Raw genomic sequence first — 20055 nt, forward strand, 5'->3', positions numbered from 1 at the left:
TTTTCACGCCTACGCATCGTCGCGTCAGTTACCCTTCGCGCCGCAAGACTTGATACTGGGCTCGCGGCTCACGATGACCCAGGCGGGACTCTAACCCGCTAGAACACGCGGCCTTGCCAGGCCGCACTGACCCCTTTAACCATTTAGTGATCCCGGCGCTGCTTGGCCAACCAGGCTTCGATGGTGGCAGGATCAAGCCCTTTGAGACGATCCTCGGGATCAAGCCCTTTGAGACGATCCTCAGGATCAAGCCCTTTGAGACGATCTTCGGGATCAAGCCCCTTGAGACGATCCTCGGGAGCGTAACATTGGAGGACTTCTTCAGGATCGAGTTCGCTTAGCGCGCCCCTGAGCCATTCGCGGGCATCGCGGTGCATGTCTTCTTGTGTGTAGGCCATGTATCCTTCTCCCAGGCGAAAATACCCAATGAGATTGTGCAGGTGAATCCCGATGTCGCTGTGCGAGCGATAACTGGCAAAGGCCGCGCGCCACTGTGCTTCATCCGTGGCGAACAGGCCCCAGGGGGCGTTGCGCGGGTGGGGTTCGAGTTGGTTAATCACCACCAGGCGCATGTCGCGGGTGCCAAAGCGCAGGTGATAGATTCCCGCTTTCTCGGTCTTTTGACAACTGCCGGATCGCAATTGTTTGACCAGTTGGCGCGGAAAGCGGGTGGCGATGGCGTAGCAGCGGAAGTCCTCAGCCGGTAATAGCCGGTAGGCTTCCTTGGGCTCCTCCAGCGGTTGGTCTTTGCCTGACTGGCGCTTGCGCAGGGCGCGCAGGGAGGCGACTTTGCGGTAGGTGACGGAATGACTCAGCAGTTCTTCGGCAAACCAGGCGCTGAAGGGCTCGTCGGCGGCTTTGAAGCTCAGCAGGTTGTGCTTGGTCAGGTCTTCCAGTCCATCCGGGCAGTCGTCGGCGGGTCTGCTTGTTGCCTGCGGGGATTGCCCCTGTTCGATGATAAGCACATCCAGGCGCTGGCTACGCAGGGCGAGTTCTTCTTCAGTGCTGACCTGATAGGGCAAACCGATCAGGGCATCGGCTAGGGCTTGGCCGAGAAGTTTGTGCCAGGGGATGCGTTGGTCGCGGCGCATGGTAGCAGTTTAGTCGATCTGCCGGGGGGTGGGGGAGGCGATGGCGTGGTGATGGTTGGCTGCCACAGGAAAAACTCGCGAGGCGCGAACCCAGGGGCTGGATGGTGGGGCCAGCGGTCAGGAGGGATCAGTGTGAGGAATTGAGTCTATGTCCCCGGGATTGCGAAAATTAATTCGATCCTGCCCCCTTTGCTTCTGATTCAGTAAACTGTCACCAGAACTCAGAACTCAGAACTCAGAACTCAGAACTCAGAACTCAGAACTTATTCCGGGGGCTGGATGGTGGGAGCCGTGGTCAGGCGGGATCAGTCAGGGGTATTGAGTATGTCCCCGGAACTCCCCGACGCAGTTGGGCCCAGAACTGCAGGCAGAATGAACGGGAGCAAAGTTGGAAGTGGGTGCGGGCGTCCTTGCCCTTCAGGTCAGGAGTTCTGGGCTTGGCCGGAGCCGCGCTTAATGTATATACTGAATATACTCCGACACCATGGAATCAGACCGATGCAAACCCGTATTTTCAAAAGTGGCAATTCCCTAGCCGTGCGTATTCCCAAAGAACTTGCATTTGCAGACAACGTCCAGGAAGTGATGATTGAACGCATTGGAACCGCGCTCGTCCTCAGACCGACGGAAGCTCAGTCCCTTGCAGACATCATGGATATTTGTACCATGTTTACGCCAGACTTCATGTCTGATGGGCGCGCGCCCTCGCCAGAAACGGACAGAGATTGGGGTACTTTTGGAAAAGCAGCAGAGCAGCCATGAGGTATTTACTCGATACCAATATCTGTATCTACATTATGCAACATCAGTCGGCATCGGTGGCCGCTCGCTTCGAGACATTAAAACGGGGCGATGTTGGCATGTCGATTATCACCTATGCCGAGCTTCGAGCCGGCATCGAGAAAAACGCTGATACCAAGGCTCACAATGAAAAAGCATTAGAGCTTTTCGAGCAGCGTGTTCCATACTTGCCTTTTAGTCAAGCCGCTGCCAACGCATACGGCGTACTGCGCGCCGCCGTTCCTGATCGAAGGCGCAATGCCATGGATCGCTTAATTGCTGCACACGCATTGAGCATTCAAGCCATATTGGTAACCAATAACGAGTTGGACTTTGAAGATTACCCAGGCCTCGTTGTTGAAAACTGGGTAACCGATTAAGCCGCCAGCGCACCGCGATAACTTTATGATCGAGGCATTTAGGCTGCTTAGCAGGCGCCGCGACTGGTGGGTGTCTCGAAAATTAAATCGAACCCGACCCCATTAATTCGCACAATATGAGCACACAAAAAAGCCCCGAGGTGCGAACCCCGGGGCTGGATAGTGGGAGTCAGTAGTCAAGCGGGATCAGTCAGGGGGAATTAAGAACACTGTCCCCGGAACTCCTGCCCTGCTTGGCCAACCAGGCTTCGATGGTGGCAGGATCAAGCCCTTTGAGACGATCCTCGGGATCAAGCCCCTTGAGACGATCCTCGGGATCAAGCCCCCTGAGACGATCCTCGGGATCAAGCCCTTTGAGACGATCCTCGGGATCAAGCCCCTTGAGACGATCCTCGGGAGCGTAACATTGGAGGACTTCTTCAGGGTCGAGTTCGCTCAGTGCGCCCTTGAGCCATTCGCGGGCATCGCGGTGCATGTCTTCTTGTGTGTAGGCCATGTATCCTTCTCCCAGGCGAAAATACCCAATGAGATTGTGCAGGTGAATGCCGATGTCGCTGTGCGAGCGATAGTTGGCATAGGCCGCGCGCCACTGTGTTTCATCCGTGGCGAACAGGCCCCAGGGCGCGTTGCGCGGGTGGCGTTCGAGTTGGTTGATCACTACCAGGCGCAGGTCGCGGGTGCCAAAGCGCAGGTGATAGATTCCCGCTTTCTCGGTCTTTTGACAACTGCCCGGTCGCGGTTGTTTGACCAGTTGGCGCGGAAAGCGGGTGGCGATGGCGTAGCAGCGGAAGTCCTCGGCCGGTAACAGCCGGTAGCCTTCCTTGGGCTCCTCCAGCGGTTGGTCTTTGCCTGACTGGCGTTTGCCCAGGGCGCGCAGGGAGGCGACTTTGCGATAGGTGACGGAGTGACTGAGCAATTCTTCGGCAAACCAGGCGCTGAAGGGCGCATCGGCGGCTTTGAAGCTCAGCAGGTTGTGCTTGGTCAGGTCTTCCAGTCCATCCGGGCTGTCGTCGGCGGGTCTGCTGGTTGTCTCCGGGGATTGCCCCTGTTCGATGATGAGCACATCGAGGCGCTGACTGCGCAGGGCAAGTTCTTCTTCGGTGCTGACCTGATAGCGCAAACCGATCAGGGCATCGGCCTGGGCAAGGCCTAAGGAGTTTGTGCCAGGGGATGCGTTGGTCGCGGCGGCGCATGGTAGCAGTTTAGTCGATCTGCCGGGGGGGGTGGGGGAGGCGATGGCGTGGTGATGGTTGGCTGCCACAGGAAAAACTCGCGAGGCGCGAACCCAGGGGCTGGATGGTGGGGTCAGCGGTCAGGAGGGATCAGTGTGAGGAATTGAGTCTATGTCCCGGGGATGGCGAAAATTAATTCTACCCTGCCCCCTTTGCTTCTGCTTTGCTTCTGATTCAGTAAACTGTCACCAGAACTCGGTCACCAGAACTCGCATTTTGCGCCGCCGCGCGTCAGTGCCGGTCCTCGCCCCCAAGTAAATCCTCCGCGCTGGTGGCATCGAAAATGCCGTCCAGCCAGGTCTCGACCTGTGCCTCGGAATCGTCGGAGATGATGCGTTGCGCCGCCCAGGCGTTGACTGACGCGCGCCATAGGCCTCAGTGGAAGATGGTCTCGGGGGTCTCGGCGCTGAGGATGCGACCCAGCCAAGTGTCGAGTTGCTCAAGCTCGGCCTGCTCGATGCGCTCGCGGTGCGTTTGCACGGCCTCGGGGCCGAATTTTAAATCAAGCTGACGCAGCAATGTCCTGGCCTCGCCCTGCTGCACTCCCAGCTCCATCCCCTTCTCAATTCCGGCTTGCTCAAACGTGGTGACATAAGGCATTTGGCGTTGCTCCTCGTAGGCATAGAGTTCTTGGCGAAATTCCGCCTCCAGCGCCGCGGGCAGGCGGATCATCCAGTCGATAAGGCGTAACACCTCTTCAATGAGCGCGCGCTCGTGGCCGCGCTCGTACATCAGGCGCATCAAACGGAATTTCCAGCGTTTCAGTGTCTCGGCATCGTCGGTGACCTTGGCCTGAATTTGCGCCATGACCACCAAGGCAAAAACATTGTCGCTGGCTTCCATCTCGGCCCAGCGCTCGGGGCTGGTGTAGTCGAGCAGTTTGACCATGGGGAAGCGAAAGACGATCCCGCAGCCCCAGCGGGCGTGGCGAAATGACTTCGGGCGAAAGCGGGGGCTGGTGTCGGTCAGGACCGCGAGGCTGACGACATCTGTGTTGTAACGATCCCGCAGGCGGGTCTGGTAGAGAAACATCCGTGCGCCAAAGTCGCCCTCGGGGTCGCCTTGGACTTCGACATGGATCAGCACATAAAGATCGCTGCCGTCTTTGGCGCGCACCCGAACCAGTTTATCGGCATGGCGGCGGCCGCGCGGGCTGTTGCCGCCGATCTGTTGGAGTTCTTTGTCAAGAAACTCTGGCGCCACGCGCCAGTCGATCTGGTCATGGATGGCCGGGAACAGCAGCGCGAGAAACTCTGGAAAGAACCGCTCCAGCGCTTCTTTCCAGGGGCTGTCGTAGTCGGCTTTGTCGCTGGTGTCGCTGGCTTGGGTGTCGGCTCTCATGGGGGGCGAGTGTAGCCGATTTGGTGGCCGAGAGGGGAGCAGCCGAGCCACGAGCCCCGCCAATCCAAACGCAAAAAACCCCGCCCCGATGGTTCGGGAGCGGGGTTGGAAAGGGGTTTTGGGCGTCATTGCCTATCTGATCCGGAGTGCCGGGCTTGGCTTGCGCTTCGCCGGGCAATGCCTCGAGAATAAATCGATCCCTTTAACCCTTTAACCGAGCAGTCAGAGGGATGGGCAATCCGCGCTTAGTGATCCCAGCGCTGCTTGGCCAACCAGGCTTCGATGGTGGCAGGATCAAGCCCCCTGAGACGATCCTCGGGATCAAGCCCTTTGAGACGATCCTCGGGATCAAGCCCCTTGAGACGATCCTCGGGAGCGTAACATTGGAGGACTTCTTCAGGGTCGAGTTCGCTCAGTGCGCCCTTGAGCCATTCGCGGGCATCGCGGTGCATGTCTTCTTGCGTGTAGGCCATGTGTCCTTCTCCCAGGCGAAAATACCCAATGAGATTGTGCAGGTGAATGCCGATGTCGCTGTGCGAGCGATAGTTGGCATAGGCCGCGCGCCACTGTGTTTCATCCGTGGCGAACAGGCCCCAGGGCGCGTTGCGCGGGTGGCGTTCGAGTTGGTTGATCACTACCAGGCGCAGGTCGCGGGTGCCAAAGCGCAGGTGATAGATTCCCGCTTTCTCGGTCTTTTGACAACTGCCCGGTCGCGGTTGTTTGACCAGTTGGCGCGGAAAGCGGGTGGCGATGGCGTAGCAGCGGAAGTCCTCGGCCGGTAACAGCCGGTAGCCTTCCTTGGGCTCCTCCAGCGGTTGGTCTTTGCCTGACTGGCGTTTGCCCAGGGCGCGCAGGGAGGCGACTTTGCGATAGGTGACGGAGTGACTGAGCAATTCTTCGGCAAACCAGGCGCTGAAGGGCGCATCGGCGGCTTTGAAGCTCAGCAGGTTGTGCTTGGTCAGGTCTTCCAGTCCATCCGGGCTGTCGTCGGCGGGTCTGCTGGTTGTCTCCGGGGATTGCCCCTGTTCGATGATGAGCACATCGAGGCGCTGACTGCGCAGGGCAAGTTCTTCTTCGGTGCTGACCTGATAGCGCAAACCGATCAGGGCATCGGCCTGGGCAAGGCCTAAGGAGTTTGTGCCAGGGGATGCGTTGGTCGCGGCGGCGCATGGTAGCAGTTTAGTCGATCTGCCGGGGGGGGTGGGGGAGGCGATGGCGTGGTGATGGTTGGCTGCCACAGGAAAAACTCGCGAGGCGCGAACCCAGGGGCTAGATGGTGGGGCCAGCGGTCTGGAGGGATCAGTGTGAGGAATTGAGCCCCCATAATTCCGATTTTCCTCTTGCATCGCGGGGCGGACCATATATGGCCACATTAATTGCCATTCGATCCTGCCCCCTTTTGCTCCTCTGACCCCTTTTGCTCCTTTTGCTCGCCTTTTGCTCCTTTTGCTCGCCTTTTGCTCCTTTTGCTCGCCTTTTGCTCGCTTCCGCGCGTCAGTGCCGGTCCTCGCCTCCGAGCAAATCCTCAACGCTGGTGACATCAAAAATGCCATCGAGCCAGGTTTCAAGCTGCGCCTCGGAGGCGGCGGCGATCCGCCGCTCGACCCAGGGTTGCAGCGAGCCGAAGCGCCGGGTCAGTTGCCGATGCAATGTTGTGGCTTTGCCCTCCGCTTTGCCCTCCGCTTTGCCCTTCTCCTCGCCATCCGCCAATCCCTCGGCATAAATCGATTGATACGCCTTGGTTTCTTGGATCGGGGTGATCAGGTTCAACATGGCCCAAATCTCCTTTGCTGACTTGTCTTTGTAGCGCTCAAAAAACCAAAACTCCATGACGTCCGACAGCGTCGCGCGGATCTCGTCTCCCAGCGGCGCTTGTTGGATGCTCTGCCAGAGCGCCGGGGCGCGCTCGGCCAGTTCGGCGTCACGCTCGATCACCAGCGGGGCGAATACCGCCACAAAGGGGTTGTGCGGTTCGCGATCAAGCAACGCGCGCAGGAAGCTGTCGAGGGCAACACAGTGAATGGGCGAGCCTGGCGCATGGACCCAGCGTGGGTGTTTCGGGATGTCGGCGGCATGGAGAAACACGGCGATGCCGACCACTTCCCGCTCTGGATGCTCCTCGCCGTAGAGGCCGACTTTGCTGCTCAGATTGTACAGCGCCTTGGCCGACGGCTGGGCTTGGAATTCGACCACATAGGTCGGCCCCGGGTGATGAATGGGTTCAAGCAGACCATCGATCCGACGCTCGATGGTTTTGAGCGTCAGCGAGCAGGCGGTATAGGGGCCTTGGAGCTCCAGGCCGCCGGTGAGGACCCGGAAGGCTTCGGGACCGCTGCGCAGAAAAAGATAAATCGGGTGGTCGGTCTTCATCGCGGGCCGGGCGGGGTATATCGGTGTCGGCTGTGATGGGCGGAGTTTAGCCGATTGGGTGGCGAGATTGGGAAGGGCTTTAGGTCGCGAACAGTGCCTCATGCGCTGACCCACGCGCCAAAAACCCCGCCCCGAGGGATCGAGAGTGGGGTTGGATGAGGGTCTCGGGCATCCGTGCCCGTTCAGTCAAGCCGGGTTCGGGCTGCGCTTCACTCGGTCGGTGGCTCGACATGAATTCAAGCCTCGCACCATTTGCTCCTCATGCGGCAAAGGTCACCTGAATCGGCTCGATTGGTGGCTCGCCCTGTTCGATACGCTCGGCCATTACCCGCAAGGCCAGCGCCTCGGCGCGCGCCACAGCCTCTTCGCGCGTCTGGCCATATTGCATCGCGCCCGGAATGTCGATGACCTCAGCCAACCAACGACCATCGCTTTCTCGTTCAGTTTGCACGGTCATTTGCATTGCCATTAACTCCTATTCAAGCCTCTCGAGTGTGTTTGTTCTCTTGGTTGAAGTTTGGCCGATTCTAGGGTTCAGCGTTCGGGTGTGACCGTCTTTAGCCGCGAACAGCGCGCCCTGCCTTGCCAACCAAACACGAAAAACCCCGCCCCGTATAAACGGGAGCGGGGTTGGAAGTGGGTGCGTACGTCCGTGACCTTCAGGTCAGGAGAACTGAAAATTAATTCGAGCCTGGCCCCATTTGGCCGATTCGACCCTGCCCCCTTTGCTTCTGATTCAGTAAACTGTCACCAGAACTCCATGACCGCCGGTTTGGCATGGCCCGGTCGCCGAAGGGCGGCGCCGAGACCATGGAGTAACTGCCACCGGAACTCAACAAAAAAACGTGGTCTGTCCCGGTTTTCCCCAAAAAAACGTGGTCTGTCCCGGTTTTCCCCCTTGCATCGCGGGGCGGACCATATATGTCCCCGGAACTGTCCCTGGAACTCCACCCTTTGTCTTCCAATCCGCCGCACCTTGGACTAAACTGCAACGCATCCTTGAAGCATTTCAACCGCACTGCATTTGGGCGCGAAATGAGCTTTCAGGTCAACTACGCGCGGCTGCAAATCCCCTGGTAAAATCACCCGTTGCGGAACAGCCCCACCGGTAACACAGAGAACGGCACATGGCTCTGGCTCAGCAAGACCTGCAACAAATCGGCGAGTACGTCAAAGACCACATTAGTGAGTGGATTGCTGAGCAAAGCCTTGGCAAACCGCCGGTGGTCTATGAGATCGAACTGCGCGAGCGCATGGTGCGCGTCGAGGAAGAACTCAAGCACCAACGCGAGCTGATGCGCGAAGGCTTTGACCAAATCAACAAGCGCTTCGAGCAAGTCGACAAGCGCTTAGACTTGATGAAAGCCGACATGGACAAGCGCTTCGAGCAAGTCGACAAGCGCTTCGACGAGATGATCAAACGCCATGACAAACACTTCATGTGGCTTGTCGGATTCATGGCCACTGGCGTTGGTCTGGTCATCACCGCGATACGCTATCTCTAAACCTCCGCCCCCTCGGGTGCCCAGCTCGGGGCCAACAATCTAAAAGCAGTCAACCCCAAGTTCAACCCATCCAGCTGAGCAAACACCTGCGCAACCGCGCCCCAGGCTCCGCTCATGCTCAGAGATAAACATGAAAAACCCCGCATCGAGAGCTCGGGTGCGGGGTTGGATGGGAGTTTGTGCGTCCGTGCTCTTCATCAGGGTCAAGGGTGCCGGGCTTGGTAAGTGCCGCAGCCGGTGGGCGGCTCGAAAATTAATTCGATCCTGACCCCTTTTGCTCACTTTTGCTCAATTCAATTTTCGGGGCTCTACACCTTCAGGGTCGGCTTCACCCGTTACCTTTGCACCTCGCCTGTTTTCACGCCTACGCATCGTCGCGTCAGTTACCCTTCGCGCCGCAAGGCTTGATACTGGGCTCGCGGCTCACGATTACCCAGGCGGGACTCTAACCCGCTAGAACACGCGGCCTTGCCAGGCCGCACTGACCCCATTAATTCCTAATTCCCCTGCAAGACAACACAAAATGCTCCTGAACAGTAAACTTTGGAGGCTGGAAGCGCAATTCCTGCTAGACTAAACCAGGAGTAACGAGAAAATCTGCTGGTCGCGATACGTTGCCTACACCGGGTCTTGTGTAGACACGATGCTGCGAGCACAACATCGAGTGGTGGCGAATGAAAAAATTCACCCAACCAGCGCCGCTGCACCTGCGCTGCTATGCCGAACAGCAAGCTCCCCGAATGTGGGTCGCTGTATGCATTGATCTTTGCCTGGCCGCCCAAGGCGAGAGCGCTCAGGACGCCAGATGCAAGCTCGACGTGCAGATCGACAGCTATATTGAGGAGGCCAACACCGTTGATCGCGCTTATTACGATCAACTGGTCCCACGCATGGCCCCATGGCGGCAGCGACTGAAGTATTACTTGATCCATTTGCGCCTTGCCGGCTTCTTACTGCGTCACCAGGCGTGCGATTTCGCGCGCAGCGCACAGCCGTCGGTGGCACCCCACCACGCATGAGTCGCTGGCCGAATCTAAGTTGCGCGGAGGTGAAGCGCGCACTGAAGGCACTCGGTTTCTCTCCTGCCAAACGCACTGGCACCTCGCACGAACAGTGGATCAAGCAGGACGGTCAACAGTTCCATAAGGTCACAGTTGATTGTCCGAAGGAGCCATTTACGCTTGATCTTGCTGATTCCATGGCCAAGCAAGCTGGGATCACTCGCCGTGAGCTTTACCGCGCAGCGGATAAGAAACGAAAATGGCACTGGCTCTGGTAGCCAGACCATCACCTCAAGGAAACCACTGCCAGCGAGTGGGGTTTTTGTACGCGATTTTAAACAACCACCCTGAGCCACTCATGCCCCCCAACCGGGGCGTCTTTGCATGCCTAGATTTTAGCAAAAAATAATTCAAACCTGATTCCTTTGATTACCCGGAACTTGCCATTGCACAAGCCAAGATGAACGAGATCAATTCAGTAAACTGTCACCGGAACTGCTCGATTCAGTAAACTGTCACCAGAACTCGGTTTGGCATGGCGCGGTCGCCGAAGGGCGGCGCCGAAACCATGGAGTAACTGCCACCGGAACTCAACAAAAAAACGTGGTCTGTCCCGGTTTTCCGTCCCGGTTTTCCCCCTAAACCTCCGCCCCCTCGGGTGCCCAGCTCGGGGCCAACAATCTAAAAGCAGTCAACCCCAAGTTCAAGCCATCCGGCTGAGCAAACACCTGCGCAACCGCGCCCCAGGCTCCGCTCATGCTCAGAGATAAACATGAAAAACCCCGCATCGAGGGCTCGGGTGCGGGGTTGGATGGGAGTTTGTGCGTCCGTGCTCTTCATCAGGGTCAAGGGTGCCGGGCTTGGTAAGTGCCGCAGCCGGTGGGCGGCTCGAAAATTAATTCGATCCTGACCCCTTTTGCTCGTTTTCTGTTCCCGGAACTCCCAGAACTCTCGCGAAAAACTCCCCAGTAAAGGTTCACCGGAACGCGCGGGAGCTGTTTGAAATGCCGGCTAACAAAGAGGTGTGGAATGTCTCAGCAAGAGCGCTTTGATTATGAGGTTGCGTTTTCGCGCAATATTGGGTGGTTTACTGAAGCCGAGCAAGCGCGTTTGCGCGGCTGCAGGGTGGCTGTTGGGGGCCTGGGCGGGGTTGGCGGCAGCCATTTGCTGACCCTTGCCCGGCTTGGGGTGGGACAGTTCACCATCACAGATCTGGATACCTTTGAGTGGGCGAATATCAATCGGCAGGCGGGCGCGATGAAGTCGACCATGGGCAAGCCCAAGCTGGATGTGCTGGCCAATCAGGTGCGGGACATCAACCCGGAGGTGCAACTGTCACTGATGCCAAATGGACTGAGCCTGGAGAATATCGATGACTTTCTGGACGGCGTTGATTTGTACATGGACAGTCTGGATATGTTCGCGCTGGAGATTCGCCGCAAGGTATTCGCCCGCTGTCATGAGCGCGGCATTCCCGCCGTGACCGCCGCGCCCATGGGAATGGGCACCTCCATGCTTGCCTTCGACCCCAAGGGCATGAGCTTTGAGCAGTATTTCTGCCTGGACGGTTTTGCGTTCGAGGATCAGATTTTAAAGTTTATCGTCGGCGTATCGCCGTCGATGCAGCAGCGGCATTATCTGGTCGATCGCCGCTCGGTAAATCTGTTTAAGAAGAAGGTGCCTTCCACCGCCATTGGCATTGAGTTGGCCGCTGGCGTGGCTTGTACCAATGCGGTGAAATTTCTGCTCCAGCGTGGTGATGTGGTCAGCGTGCCGCACGGGCTGCATTTTGATGCCTATCGCAACAAGCTGATCAAAACCTATCGGCCATGGGGCAATCGCCACCCCATGCAGCGGTTGATGTTTTGGTATATCCGGCGGCTCCTGCTTGATTGACTGACGGGATAAGCTGTTTTTTTACACCAAAAAACAACGCAAAAAGAAGGCGCCCTAATTTTTAGGGCGCCTTCCATATCGGACTAATCAGTTAGCCCATGGATTAAGCATTTACGCAGCGGCCTTTTTGCGACCGAAAGCGCCAAACCCCAGCAAGCCAGCGCCCAGCAATGCGAGTGATGCTGGCTCGGGTACGTCAAACTTAATGCTCCCGTTATGGTTGCCCGAAAGCATTGCCACCGTCGGATCTGCAGTGAACGTCACTTCTTCGTCGTCAAGATTCTGGTCAAGCACCCAGCGCACCTCAACGGGTGGCACACAGGTTGCAAGGTCATAGAAGCTACTGCCAGATCCGGCACACGAGGCCCCTGTGGTATTGAAGAAGTCTTGGAAAAGCGGGTCTTCGTCACCGCTGAAGGAAACAAAGCCGTTTACGATAAAGTTTTGGTTATTGCTGTTGTCGCTTCCGGTCACGGTCATGTCAAAGATATTGATGAATTCAAGGCCGCCGCCGGAAGTAAGAGGATCGGCGTCTCGGACAAGAAAGACCTCAATGAGGCCGGAGTTGTATTTCAAGCTCTCGACTGTACTGCCAGAAGCGGCGGTAATTTCCCCTTGGAGTTCGAAGTCAAAGGACAACCCCCAACTGCCGCTAAAAACATCAAAGAAAATGGAATCATTTACGAAGCCAGCTGAAGCGTTACCGGGCAAAAAGCCGCTGATGCGGTTATAGCCATAGCCGATGTCATTAAAGCCATCTACACCAAGACCGCCAATGGTGGTAATCGCGTCACCAACCAGGTTCGCGTCGTCCAGGGTGATCGTCGTTTCAGAGTTGTAGCTGAAATCCATCTGCGTCTTTAAGCCAGAGCAGGTAGCACAGACCGTTGCATCGAAGGTTCCAGAAATCCCGACCCCTGTGCCGTCGGTATCGACGAAAAATGGAGTAGCACCCGCCTGCGCAGCCGCCATCGTCAGCGCAAACCCCACAAAATGCTTCTTGTGCAATTTCATTTCTTTGTTCCCCAGTAAGTTGAATTTGTTCATGGACAGGACCGATCTCACCAACCCTCCACGCAAATCTCTAAAGCAATCCAGATGCCAACTTATAACATATTGTTTCAAAAGACTTCTTTTTTCACCCCCTGCCGTGACTGTAAAAAAAGCTGACACTCGATTTGCCTAAAATCACCCCGAAGAGCCTGATGACAAGCGGGCTAACGGCGAAAAACCTTCTCAAGGCTCTGATTATTATCGCATTATTTTTGAAAACGCCAGCATGGCCCAGCTGTAAAAAAACCTGACACCCGTGGACGCGATTTGAGCGGAAAAACAGGCTCAAAACGGCCCAATCAAGGTCAAAACAGGCGCCGCACAGCACGGGAAAAGGGCCGAAAAAATCACTTAACTACCTGTTTTTATGAATAAAGAAGACACTTAACAGGATGTCGCCAAGGGCCAAAAAGCCAGGTGTAAAAAAAGCTGACAGTCGCGCCAGCCGCTGGCCTTTTGCCCCGGCCAGCGGGCGGCGCTGGCGTCACTCGGCTTGGCGTTGGGGCCTTGGTTTCCGGCGCCGGGTTGTCAGAAGCAGCAGCGCCGGCAGCACCAGAAGGTCGAAGAAGAGCGCGGCGACCAGTCCGACGGCGGTGAGCAGGCCAAAGGCGGCGGTGGGGTTGAAGGCGGAGGTGCCAATGAGCAGGAACTGTCCGCCCAGGATGAGCGTGGTCACGACGATGGCGCGCCCGGTTTGCTGGTAGGCGCGGGCCAGCGCCCAGACGGGCGCGCTGCCGGCGGCCAGGCGGTGGCGGTAGTTGTGCATCAGATGGATGGTATCGTCGACCGCGATGCCCACGGTGACGCTGGCGATCATGGCGGTGGCCATGTCGAGCCAGACACCGAGCAGCCCCATGATGATGAAGATGAGCGCGATGGGGGCCAGGTTGGGGATCATGCTGACCAGCATCTGCACCGGGGAGCGCCACAGGATGAGCATCAGCAGCGCGATCAGCAGCACGGCGGCGGCCAAACCGCGTACTTGGCCCTGAATCAGCAGTTGCTCCTGGTCGGCGAACAGGCGCCCAAAGCCGGCGACGCGTACCCGCAGGTCGCCGAGATTCTGGTCGGCGAGCTGGTTGTCGATGCGCGCGATCAGATCGTTAATGGCGCGGGCGCCGCGCACGTTGAGATTGAGCACCAGGCGGCTTTGGTCGAACTCGCGGTTGACCAGCTCGTAAAGATCGGTCCCGTCATAGACCAGCAGGTACTGGGTAATCAGGTTCTGGCTGTCCGGCAGCGCGCGGTAGGCGGGGTCTCCCCCATGGAAGCTCAGGTGCATCTCCTCGATAAAATCCACCAGCGACAGGGCGCGATCCACCTCTGGTTGCGCCTCCAGCCACTGCTGCGTGCGTTGGATGGATCGCAGCGCCTCGGGCTGCTTGAAGGCATCGCGCTGCCCCTTGGCCTGAAAGACGAGTTCCAGCGCGGTGACGCCAACCAACCGCTCGCCGATGCGCTCGGTCGATTGGGTGATGGGATGCGCGGGTGGGAAAAAGCGCAGCAGATCGGTCTCGGTCTGAATGCGCGCGATTTGCGGCAGGCCGATGCCCAGCAGGACGGCGGAGAGTCCCAGCACCCAAAGGGGGCGGCGCATGCCTTGGCGACGCAGCGCGCGCACACTCTGGTCAATCCAGGAGACACCCCGGCGACGGTGGCTCCAGGCGCCGCGATCCCAGCGGGCGAAAATGGGCGGGACCAGCCAGATCATAATGGCAGCCTGGGCCAGCATGCCGGCGGCGGCCACTTGTCCGAAAGCAGCGATGGGCTGAATGGAGCTGAAGCTGAGCGACAGCAGCCCCACACCAGTGGTCAGCGCCACGAACAGAATCGGCTTGCCGACCTGATGGGCGGCGCGCGCGGCGCGCTCTGGCCCGCTCAGGCCCTGGCGCGCGGCGAGCGCCACCGCGTTGAGCCAATGAATCAAGGCCGCCACGGTGAGCGCGGACATCAGCGGCGGCAGAATGGCGGAAATCAGGGTGTAGGGTTTACCCGCAAGAATCAGCAGCGCCACGCTGACATTGACCACGGCGGCAATCACCAGGGCGCTGACCGCCACCGCCAGCCAGCGGCGAAACATCAGCCAGATGATGAGCAACCCAAACCCCAGGGTCGCGGGCACCAGCACCAGGGTGTCGTGAATCATGGCGCGCAGTTGCGCCACATCCAGGGCGATCTGGCCGGCGACGGCGGTGAGATGATCATCAAGCTGGTGGGCGCTGATGGCGGCGCGCAGGGTGTTTTCCAGCTCCAACCGCTCCAGGCTGTTGTTTAGCGCGCGCGGGCGCACCACCAAGGCCAGGGCCTGGCCGTCCTCGCTAGCGAGCATGCCGCCGGCGAAGCGGTCGCCGAGCACCCGCGCGCGGCGCTCCCTTGGATTATCGAGCTGATCCGCCTGGGCTTGATCGAGCAGGGGCTCGATGGCAAAGCCGTCCTCGGTGCTGCGGATGTGGTCCTGATTGGCGAGCGACAGCACCCGATCAACCATGGGGTCGCGCGCCAGCGCCTCGCCCAGGGCGAAATACCGCGCGAGAAAGGCGTCTTGCCACAGGGTATCGCCCTCGCCTTCAAACAGCGCGACCAGGACTTGATCGAGCGGAAAGGTCTCGCGCAGTTGGTTCTCGAACTGCACGGTGGGCGAGCTGGTGGGGAAGTAGGCTTCTGGGGCGTTGTCCAGGCGGATCAGCACAAGGGCGGTGTTGGCCAGGAGCGCCACCAGGATGAGAATGATGAGGGCGGTGCGCCCTGAGAGGAGAAAGGGCTTCATTGGGGCTTCCCGTACGACTTGCGGATTAAGAAGAGACAGGGTTCATGAGCTCGTGCCTGTGAAAGGTATGCACGCATGCGCGGTAACACCTCGCGCATGCCCGCCACATGATAACGGCGACAAAGGGGACAATGGATCTTTCGGCACACAGCAGGCGCGCATGCCGATGAACAAAAAAACCCGCGACAGCTTGCGACTGTCGCGGGTTCGAGACGATGTGGCCAGCTTTAGGCCGAAGCCAAGCTAGCTAGCCAAGTTCCTTCAGCGCCTTTTCCCTCGGCGACCCGAAAAGCCCATGGCCAGAAGGCCGACACCAAGCAGTGCGAGGGGAGTTGGGGCCGGGACGGAAGTGCTACCTGCGGGAGGATCGTGTGCCCAGATCGTGACATGCGACAGATCTTGATTGTTGATAACACCTGTGTCCCATCTTCCAGTAAAGTAATACACGGTATCACCGAGGCTAATGTCAAGTCCCTTATCGATGAGATCCCAGAAATTGAAATCGAAAATCGCCCAACTAGCGTCTGCGTTATTTGAACCCTTTAGCACGAAGGCCAGGTGGTCGAAAATTGTTGGTCGACCAAGCTCAATCGTTGCTGCTTGAATCGCAGATGGGTCCACAAGTAGCGACCATGTGCCCTCCGAAGTAAATGAAATGTCCAATACTTGGCTCAGATCATAGCCATTGACTGAGCCATAAGAGCTGATGGGATCGATGGGATCGCCATTTTCATCCTCAGTTGCTAAAGCGTCAGCGGAGAACCACTCTCCTGCATTTTCGCCTTCGTAATCAGATGTCGCCAGAGAAATCCAGCCGGGGGTATTTTCGTCGACCCAAGAATCGTTTTGATTCGTGAGAAAGTAACTGGGATCGACATAATAATCCCCTTGACCTGGCCCTCCAACCTCACCATTTAGCAGACCGTCATATAATTCACCGATGTTTGGCGACGGCGTTTTACCCCAGTCGTTATCTGGCGAGGTTACGAAACCCAGGGCACCCGTGGAATCAAGTGGGGAACCGGTAATGATGTTGGTTGCCGAACTCAGGTCACTAAGATCCAAGGATCCGTCATTTTTATAGATCCCGGTTATCTGAACCGAGCTAAGGTGATTAGCTGCAAGCGTGTTTGTCTGAACCTCAATCGCGCCGGTCACACTCGGCGTGTAAGGGAAAACAGTCGCATAGCTAGGCCCGCTCAGTAGCAGCGCGCCAGCAGCACTTGCACTTAAAATTGTTAATATTCTCATCTGAAATCTCCTATTCAATTGAATACGGCGACCGAACTGAAGGTTGCGTGCCTTCTGCTCTAGTTAAGCTGTAAATCTGTGCAAAACGCTACTCGAGGACAGCCCCCGTTCTCCGATACAGCACCTGAATATTTTCAAGCAAAGTTCGCGCCAACACAACAGAGAAAATATTTTGATATTGGTTTTAAAGGCTTTTTTATTTATATAAGACCAGCGTTGTTGGTCATGCCGACCACAGGACAAGCAGCAATGGCCAGAAGTGTAAAAAAACTGACAGTTTCACAGGACCAGAGCCGCTGTCGAAACTCGTAAAAATTCTCTTTTTGGCTTCAAAAAAGCATTTTTTCAATATATTTTCCGATAACCATTCCATTAGAATGTTGATTTTTTTAAAAAATAATGATTTAACTTTGCGCGCTACGTAGAATTTTTCTCATTTAGAGAACGTAAAAAAACCTGACACTTTCCCGCGCGGGTTGCGCGTGTATCTTGAGCATTCCGAGAACAGCATGGCACGCTAGCTGTGCTGCTGTTCCCATCAATTGCAGACAAAAAGGCCAAAAAACGCAATAACCAACTGATTTAATCTTGCATTCTAGGCTGGCAACTATCCGCACCGTGTTAGCTTGGGTGAAATCTAAACTGTAAAAAAACCTGACAGTCCATCGATGAAATACTCGGAGTTTGCAGTAAGCGTCAGAGGGGAAACAGGGACTGGACCAGAAAAGCGGGCAGGGGCGGCCCTTGGGACGATGAGGAGAAAACCGGGACAGACCACGTTTTCTTGCTAGACTGTCGTCCTCTTGACCTGTTCAGTCCCTTCCTGCCAATGCCCAGACGCGCGCGTATTCTCGCTGGCGGCTACCCGGTTCACGTGATTTTGCGCGGGATCGACCGTGCGGCGATCTTTTTTGAGGACGAGGATCGGTGGTTTTTCCTTGACGCCTTGGGGATGGCGTCGCATGAGGCTTCGGTGGCGGTGCATGCCTATGTGCTGATGACCAATCACCTTCACCTGTTGATGACAGCCGAGCGGACCGAAGGGATACCGAAGGGATACCGAAGGGATACCGAAGGGATACCGAAGGTGATGAAGCAGGTTGCACAAGGGTATGCACAGCGGATTAATCGCCGTTACCGCCGTACCGGAGGCTTGTTCGAGGGGCGCTACCGCTCCGCGCTGATCGAGGCGGATCGCTACCTGCTGGCGTGTTATCGCTACATTGAACTCAATCCGGTGCGGGCGTCGCTGGTGGTGGCGCCCGGCGATTATCCCTGGTCAAGCTATCGCGCCAATGCCTTGGGTAGCGCGGATCCGATTGTCCGCCCGCATGCGCGATACATGGAACTGGCTGACATCGAGAGCGAACGCCTGGCCGCCTATCGAGAAAACCGGGACAGACCACGTTTTCTTGCTAGCCTTTCGCCCTTTTGCCCTGTTCAGTCCCTTCCTGCCAATGCCCAGACGCGCGCGTATTCTCGCTGGAGGGAATACCCGGGACGGACCACGAAAACAATGAAGCTGTGAATGGTGGAATTTGACTCACTCGCTGCCCCGTCAGCTCACAGGGCTTCGAACGATTTAACAGGGGCGCCAACCGATGGCTGAAAGGTGCGCGGGGCGCTGGTAGAATTTGCGTCAGTCAGGTCAATGAGCCGGAGGTCTTTCATGCGCTACCGGATGTCCTTGTGCTGCACCTTGGCATGTGCCCTTGCAAGCCTGGATGCCCCGGCGATCGAGACGGCACCGCGCATCTCGGATCGCGAGATCATCGAGTCGCTGACGCGTCTGGATGTTGGACAAAAGGCGTTGGAACAAAACATGAATCAGCGGTTCGCCGCCATGGAGGAAACCATGAACCAGCGATTCGCGGCCATGGAGCAGACCATGAACCAGCGATTCGCGGCCATGGAGCAGACCATGGACCAGCGGTTCGCGGCCATGGAGGAAAACGTGGACCAGCGGTTCGTGGCCATGGAGCAGACCATGAACCAGCGGTTCGTGGCCATGGAGCAGACCATGAACCAGCGGTTCGCGGCCATGGAAATAAGCATGGATCAGCGGTTTGAGGCCATGGAGAAGCGCTTTGATGACCTGCTGGCGATGATGCTGACCATGTTTTCCGTCACGACACTGCTGATTGTCTCCCTCTTCGGCTACATCGTATGGGACCGTCGCACCGCGTTGCGTCCCTTGGAAGCGCGCCTGGCGCAGTTGGAGCAAGACCTGGAGCGGGACCTCCAGCTGCGCCACGAACAGGGCTCCTTGCCGACTCGCCTGCTGAATGTGCTGCGCAATCTGGCCAGGGAAGACGAGCGGCTCGCCGGCGTTCTGCGGAGTTTCTCGATGCTCTGATGTTGGCTTTAAGAAAGTCGTGGGTGAAGAGCAGATTGTCAGGCCAAGGCGTTTCCAGTGGTCGGATCATCAAGTTTCCAGTGGTCGGATCATCAAAGAGTGATCGGCTTTTTGACCGCATCACCGCGAGCAAAAATCAACCTTGTCATACACCTCGTCCAGGGCCAAGGTGCAGTCGATGCTCTCAAGTCTGATCCGGTCGGCAAGATGCTCGTAACTGCCGAGAATCCAGCGTCCGTCGCTCTCGCGGCTGTAGAGTTCAACGAGAACCCGGTGTTGGGAAACCAGCAGGTAGTCCCGCAATGAGGGGATGCGCCGGTAGAGGGCGAATTTCTCGCCGCGGTCATCACCTTCGGTGGATTTGGAGAGCACCTCGCCGATCAGGCTCGGGTTAAGCAGCAGATCGCGGCGCTCGTCATGAAAGGCTTGTTCGCCGCAGAGCGCCATCAGATCTGGGTATTTGCCGGCGTCGGCCTGCTGAATACGGAGCTTCATTCCGCTCGCGTAGACCCAGCAGCGGCGACCTTTCGTCTGGCTCCAAAGCTGGCCGCTGATGTTGGTGAGAATCGCGTTGTGCTCGGCAGTGCCGCCGCTCATCGCGAAGACCTCGCCACTGACGAATTCGGTCCGCTGGTCGGGACTGACACGCTCACCGGTCAGCCAGTCGTCGAAGGTGATCTCGGGATTCAATGCAGGGAGCGATGACATGGATCCACCTCGGTCGTCAGATTGAATGCGATGCGGAACCTCGATAAAGGAAGGATGCCGTCGCGCCCGCTCAGTCCCGCACAGCGTAACGCCCCGGCGCCAAAAGTCCATCCGCATCCAGCGCGTCATGCAAGCGCGCATGATAAGGTACGCGCCTCCCCGCTGCACCATCTCGCCGTTCCAAGGAAAACCCGGGACGGACCACGCAAACAATGAAGCTGTGAATGGTGGAATTTGACTCAGTCAGTTCACAAGAAAACCGGGACAGACCACGTTTTCTTGCTAGACTTTCGTCCTCTTGCCCTGTTCAGTCCCTTCCTGCCA

Annotated in this window: 18 protein-coding genes; 8 read left to right on the forward strand and 10 right to left on the reverse strand. The window is 57.5% G+C overall.

Going from position 1 to position 20055, the window contains the following annotated elements; translation table 11 throughout:
* Positions 1 to 143: 143 nt before the first annotated feature.
* Positions 144 to 1091 carry a hypothetical protein gene (locus Thiowin_RS05030; RefSeq protein WP_328986641.1) on the reverse strand — a complete coding sequence of 316 codons (948 nt, stop codon included), beginning with the start codon at positions 1089 to 1091 and terminating at the stop codon, positions 144 to 146.
* A gap of 498 nt (positions 1092 to 1589) precedes the next feature.
* On the opposite strand from Thiowin_RS05030, the gene vapB reads away from it, so the two are divergent.
* Together vapB and Thiowin_RS05040 are read left to right on the forward strand one after the other, a co-directional pair.
* On the forward strand, positions 1590 to 1853 hold the full coding sequence (gene vapB, locus Thiowin_RS05035; RefSeq protein ID WP_328986642.1) for a type II toxin-antitoxin system VapB family antitoxin: 264 nt from the start codon (positions 1590 to 1592) through the stop codon (positions 1851 to 1853).
* Positions 1850 to 2251 (forward strand): type II toxin-antitoxin system VapC family toxin, encoded by a 402-nt coding sequence (locus Thiowin_RS05040; RefSeq protein WP_328986644.1) that lies wholly within the window; start codon positions 1850 to 1852, stop codon positions 2249 to 2251. The genes vapB and Thiowin_RS05040 overlap by 4 nt, the downstream gene beginning before the upstream one ends.
* Before the next feature lie 190 nt (positions 2252 to 2441).
* Here the strand turns inward: Thiowin_RS05040 and Thiowin_RS05045 are convergent, their stop codons facing one another.
* From Thiowin_RS05045 to Thiowin_RS05065, 5 genes are all read right to left on the reverse strand, one after another.
* Positions 2442 to 3512, reverse strand: coding sequence for a hypothetical protein (locus Thiowin_RS05045; RefSeq protein WP_328986645.1), 1071 nt, complete (start codon positions 3510 to 3512; stop codon positions 2442 to 2444).
* 346 nt (positions 3513 to 3858) lie between these two features.
* Positions 3859 to 4824 carry an RpnC/YadD family protein gene (locus tag Thiowin_RS05050; RefSeq protein WP_328986646.1) on the reverse strand — a complete coding sequence of 322 codons (966 nt, stop codon included), beginning with the start codon at positions 4822 to 4824 and terminating at the stop codon, positions 3859 to 3861.
* Positions 4825 to 5069: 245 nt separating this feature from the next.
* Positions 5070 to 6062 (reverse strand): hypothetical protein, encoded by a 993-nt coding sequence (locus Thiowin_RS05055; protein ID WP_328986647.1) that lies wholly within the window; start codon positions 6060 to 6062, stop codon positions 5070 to 5072.
* A gap of 256 nt (positions 6063 to 6318) precedes the next feature.
* The gene (locus Thiowin_RS05060; protein WP_328986648.1) at positions 6319 to 7194 is read right to left on the reverse strand and encodes a DUF2887 domain-containing protein; all 876 of its coding nucleotides are present in this window, start codon (positions 7192 to 7194) and stop codon (positions 6319 to 6321) included.
* Between the two features lie 259 nt (positions 7195 to 7453).
* Entirely contained in the window at positions 7454 to 7657 is a 204-nt protein-coding gene (locus Thiowin_RS05065) for a type II toxin-antitoxin system HicB family antitoxin (RefSeq protein WP_328986649.1), read from the reverse strand.
* Between the two features lie 664 nt (positions 7658 to 8321).
* On the opposite strand from Thiowin_RS05065, the gene Thiowin_RS05070 reads away from it, so the two are divergent.
* From Thiowin_RS05070 to Thiowin_RS05085, 4 genes are all read left to right on the forward strand, one after another.
* Complete coding sequence (locus tag Thiowin_RS05070) at positions 8322 to 8699, forward strand: hypothetical protein (RefSeq protein ID WP_328986650.1); 378 nt, start codon at positions 8322 to 8324, stop codon at positions 8697 to 8699.
* Positions 8700 to 9373: 674 nt separating this feature from the next.
* Entirely contained in the window at positions 9374 to 9718 is a 345-nt protein-coding gene (locus Thiowin_RS05075; RefSeq protein WP_328986651.1) for a hypothetical protein, read from the forward strand.
* A 29-nt stretch (positions 9719 to 9747) separates the two neighbouring features.
* Positions 9748 to 9978, forward strand: coding sequence for a type II toxin-antitoxin system HicA family toxin (locus Thiowin_RS05080; RefSeq protein ID WP_328986652.1), 231 nt, complete (start codon positions 9748 to 9750; stop codon positions 9976 to 9978).
* 751 nt (positions 9979 to 10729) lie between these two features.
* The gene (locus Thiowin_RS05085) at positions 10730 to 11596 is read left to right on the forward strand and encodes a ThiF family adenylyltransferase (protein ID WP_328986654.1); all 867 of its coding nucleotides are present in this window, start codon (positions 10730 to 10732) and stop codon (positions 11594 to 11596) included.
* A gap of 111 nt (positions 11597 to 11707) precedes the next feature.
* On the opposite strand, the gene Thiowin_RS05090 is transcribed toward Thiowin_RS05085, so the two are convergent.
* From Thiowin_RS05090 to Thiowin_RS05100, 3 genes are all read right to left on the reverse strand, one after another.
* On the reverse strand, positions 11708 to 12643 hold the full coding sequence (locus tag Thiowin_RS05090; protein WP_328986655.1) for a PEP-CTERM sorting domain-containing protein: 936 nt from the start codon (positions 12641 to 12643) through the stop codon (positions 11708 to 11710).
* A gap of 490 nt (positions 12644 to 13133) precedes the next feature.
* Positions 13134 to 15416 carry an efflux RND transporter permease subunit gene (locus tag Thiowin_RS05095; protein ID WP_328986657.1) on the reverse strand — a complete coding sequence of 761 codons (2283 nt, stop codon included), beginning with the start codon at positions 15414 to 15416 and terminating at the stop codon, positions 13134 to 13136.
* Positions 15417 to 15677: 261 nt separating this feature from the next.
* Entirely contained in the window at positions 15678 to 16667 is a 990-nt protein-coding gene (locus Thiowin_RS05100; RefSeq protein ID WP_328986658.1) for a hypothetical protein, read from the reverse strand.
* Positions 16668 to 17496: 829 nt separating this feature from the next.
* Here Thiowin_RS05100 and Thiowin_RS05105 point away from each other — a divergent pair.
* The gene (locus Thiowin_RS05105) at positions 17497 to 18195 is read left to right on the forward strand and encodes a transposase (protein WP_328986659.1); all 699 of its coding nucleotides are present in this window, start codon (positions 17497 to 17499) and stop codon (positions 18193 to 18195) included.
* A 141-nt stretch (positions 18196 to 18336) separates the two neighbouring features.
* Positions 18337 to 19023 (forward strand): hypothetical protein, encoded by a 687-nt coding sequence (locus Thiowin_RS05110; RefSeq protein WP_328986660.1) that lies wholly within the window; start codon positions 18337 to 18339, stop codon positions 19021 to 19023.
* 120 nt (positions 19024 to 19143) lie between these two features.
* On the opposite strand, the gene Thiowin_RS05115 is transcribed toward Thiowin_RS05110, so the two are convergent.
* On the reverse strand, positions 19144 to 19731 hold the full coding sequence (locus Thiowin_RS05115) for a Uma2 family endonuclease (protein WP_328986661.1): 588 nt from the start codon (positions 19729 to 19731) through the stop codon (positions 19144 to 19146).
* Positions 19732 to 20055: the final 324 nt, after the last annotated feature.

The organism is Thiorhodovibrio winogradskyi (genome assembly GCF_036208045.1).
Lineage (GTDB): Bacteria > Pseudomonadota > Gammaproteobacteria > Chromatiales > Chromatiaceae > Thiorhodovibrio > Thiorhodovibrio winogradskyi.

What these genes read in the sequence shown, in the direction of transcription:
- Thiowin_RS05050 (WP_328986646.1), bottom strand. Translation starts at nt 4,824, where the DNA reads ATGAGAGCCGACACCCAAGCCAGCGACACCAGCGACAAAGCCGACTAC.
- Thiowin_RS05110 (WP_328986660.1), top strand. Translation starts at nt 18,337, where the DNA reads ATGCGCTACCGGATGTCCTTGTGCTGCACCTTGGCATGTGCCCTTGCA.
- Thiowin_RS05040 (WP_328986644.1), top strand. Translation starts at nt 1,850, where the DNA reads ATGAGGTATTTACTCGATACCAATATCTGTATCTACATTATGCAACAT.
- Thiowin_RS05030 (WP_328986641.1), bottom strand. Translation starts at nt 1,091, where the DNA reads ATGCGCCGCGACCAACGCATCCCCTGGCACAAACTTCTCGGCCAAGCC.
- Thiowin_RS05070 (WP_328986650.1), top strand. Translation starts at nt 8,322, where the DNA reads ATGGCTCTGGCTCAGCAAGACCTGCAACAAATCGGCGAGTACGTCAAA.
- Thiowin_RS05115 (WP_328986661.1), bottom strand. Translation starts at nt 19,731, where the DNA reads ATGTCATCGCTCCCTGCATTGAATCCCGAGATCACCTTCGACGACTGG.
- Thiowin_RS05075 (WP_328986651.1), top strand. Translation starts at nt 9,374, where the DNA reads ATGAAAAAATTCACCCAACCAGCGCCGCTGCACCTGCGCTGCTATGCC.
- Thiowin_RS05105 (WP_328986659.1), top strand. Translation starts at nt 17,497, where the DNA reads ATGCCCAGACGCGCGCGTATTCTCGCTGGCGGCTACCCGGTTCACGTG.
- Thiowin_RS05095 (WP_328986657.1), bottom strand. Translation starts at nt 15,416, where the DNA reads ATGAAGCCCTTTCTCCTCTCAGGGCGCACCGCCCTCATCATTCTCATC.
- Thiowin_RS05085 (WP_328986654.1), top strand. Translation starts at nt 10,730, where the DNA reads ATGTCTCAGCAAGAGCGCTTTGATTATGAGGTTGCGTTTTCGCGCAAT.
- Thiowin_RS05090 (WP_328986655.1), bottom strand. Translation starts at nt 12,643, where the DNA reads ATGAACAAATTCAACTTACTGGGGAACAAAGAAATGAAATTGCACAAG.
- Thiowin_RS05060 (WP_328986648.1), bottom strand. Translation starts at nt 7,194, where the DNA reads ATGAAGACCGACCACCCGATTTATCTTTTTCTGCGCAGCGGTCCCGAA.
- Thiowin_RS05100 (WP_328986658.1), bottom strand. Translation starts at nt 16,667, where the DNA reads ATGAGAATATTAACAATTTTAAGTGCAAGTGCTGCTGGCGCGCTGCTA.
- vapB (WP_328986642.1), top strand. Translation starts at nt 1,590, where the DNA reads ATGCAAACCCGTATTTTCAAAAGTGGCAATTCCCTAGCCGTGCGTATT.
- Thiowin_RS05065 (WP_328986649.1), bottom strand. Translation starts at nt 7,657, where the DNA reads ATGCAAATGACCGTGCAAACTGAACGAGAAAGCGATGGTCGTTGGTTG.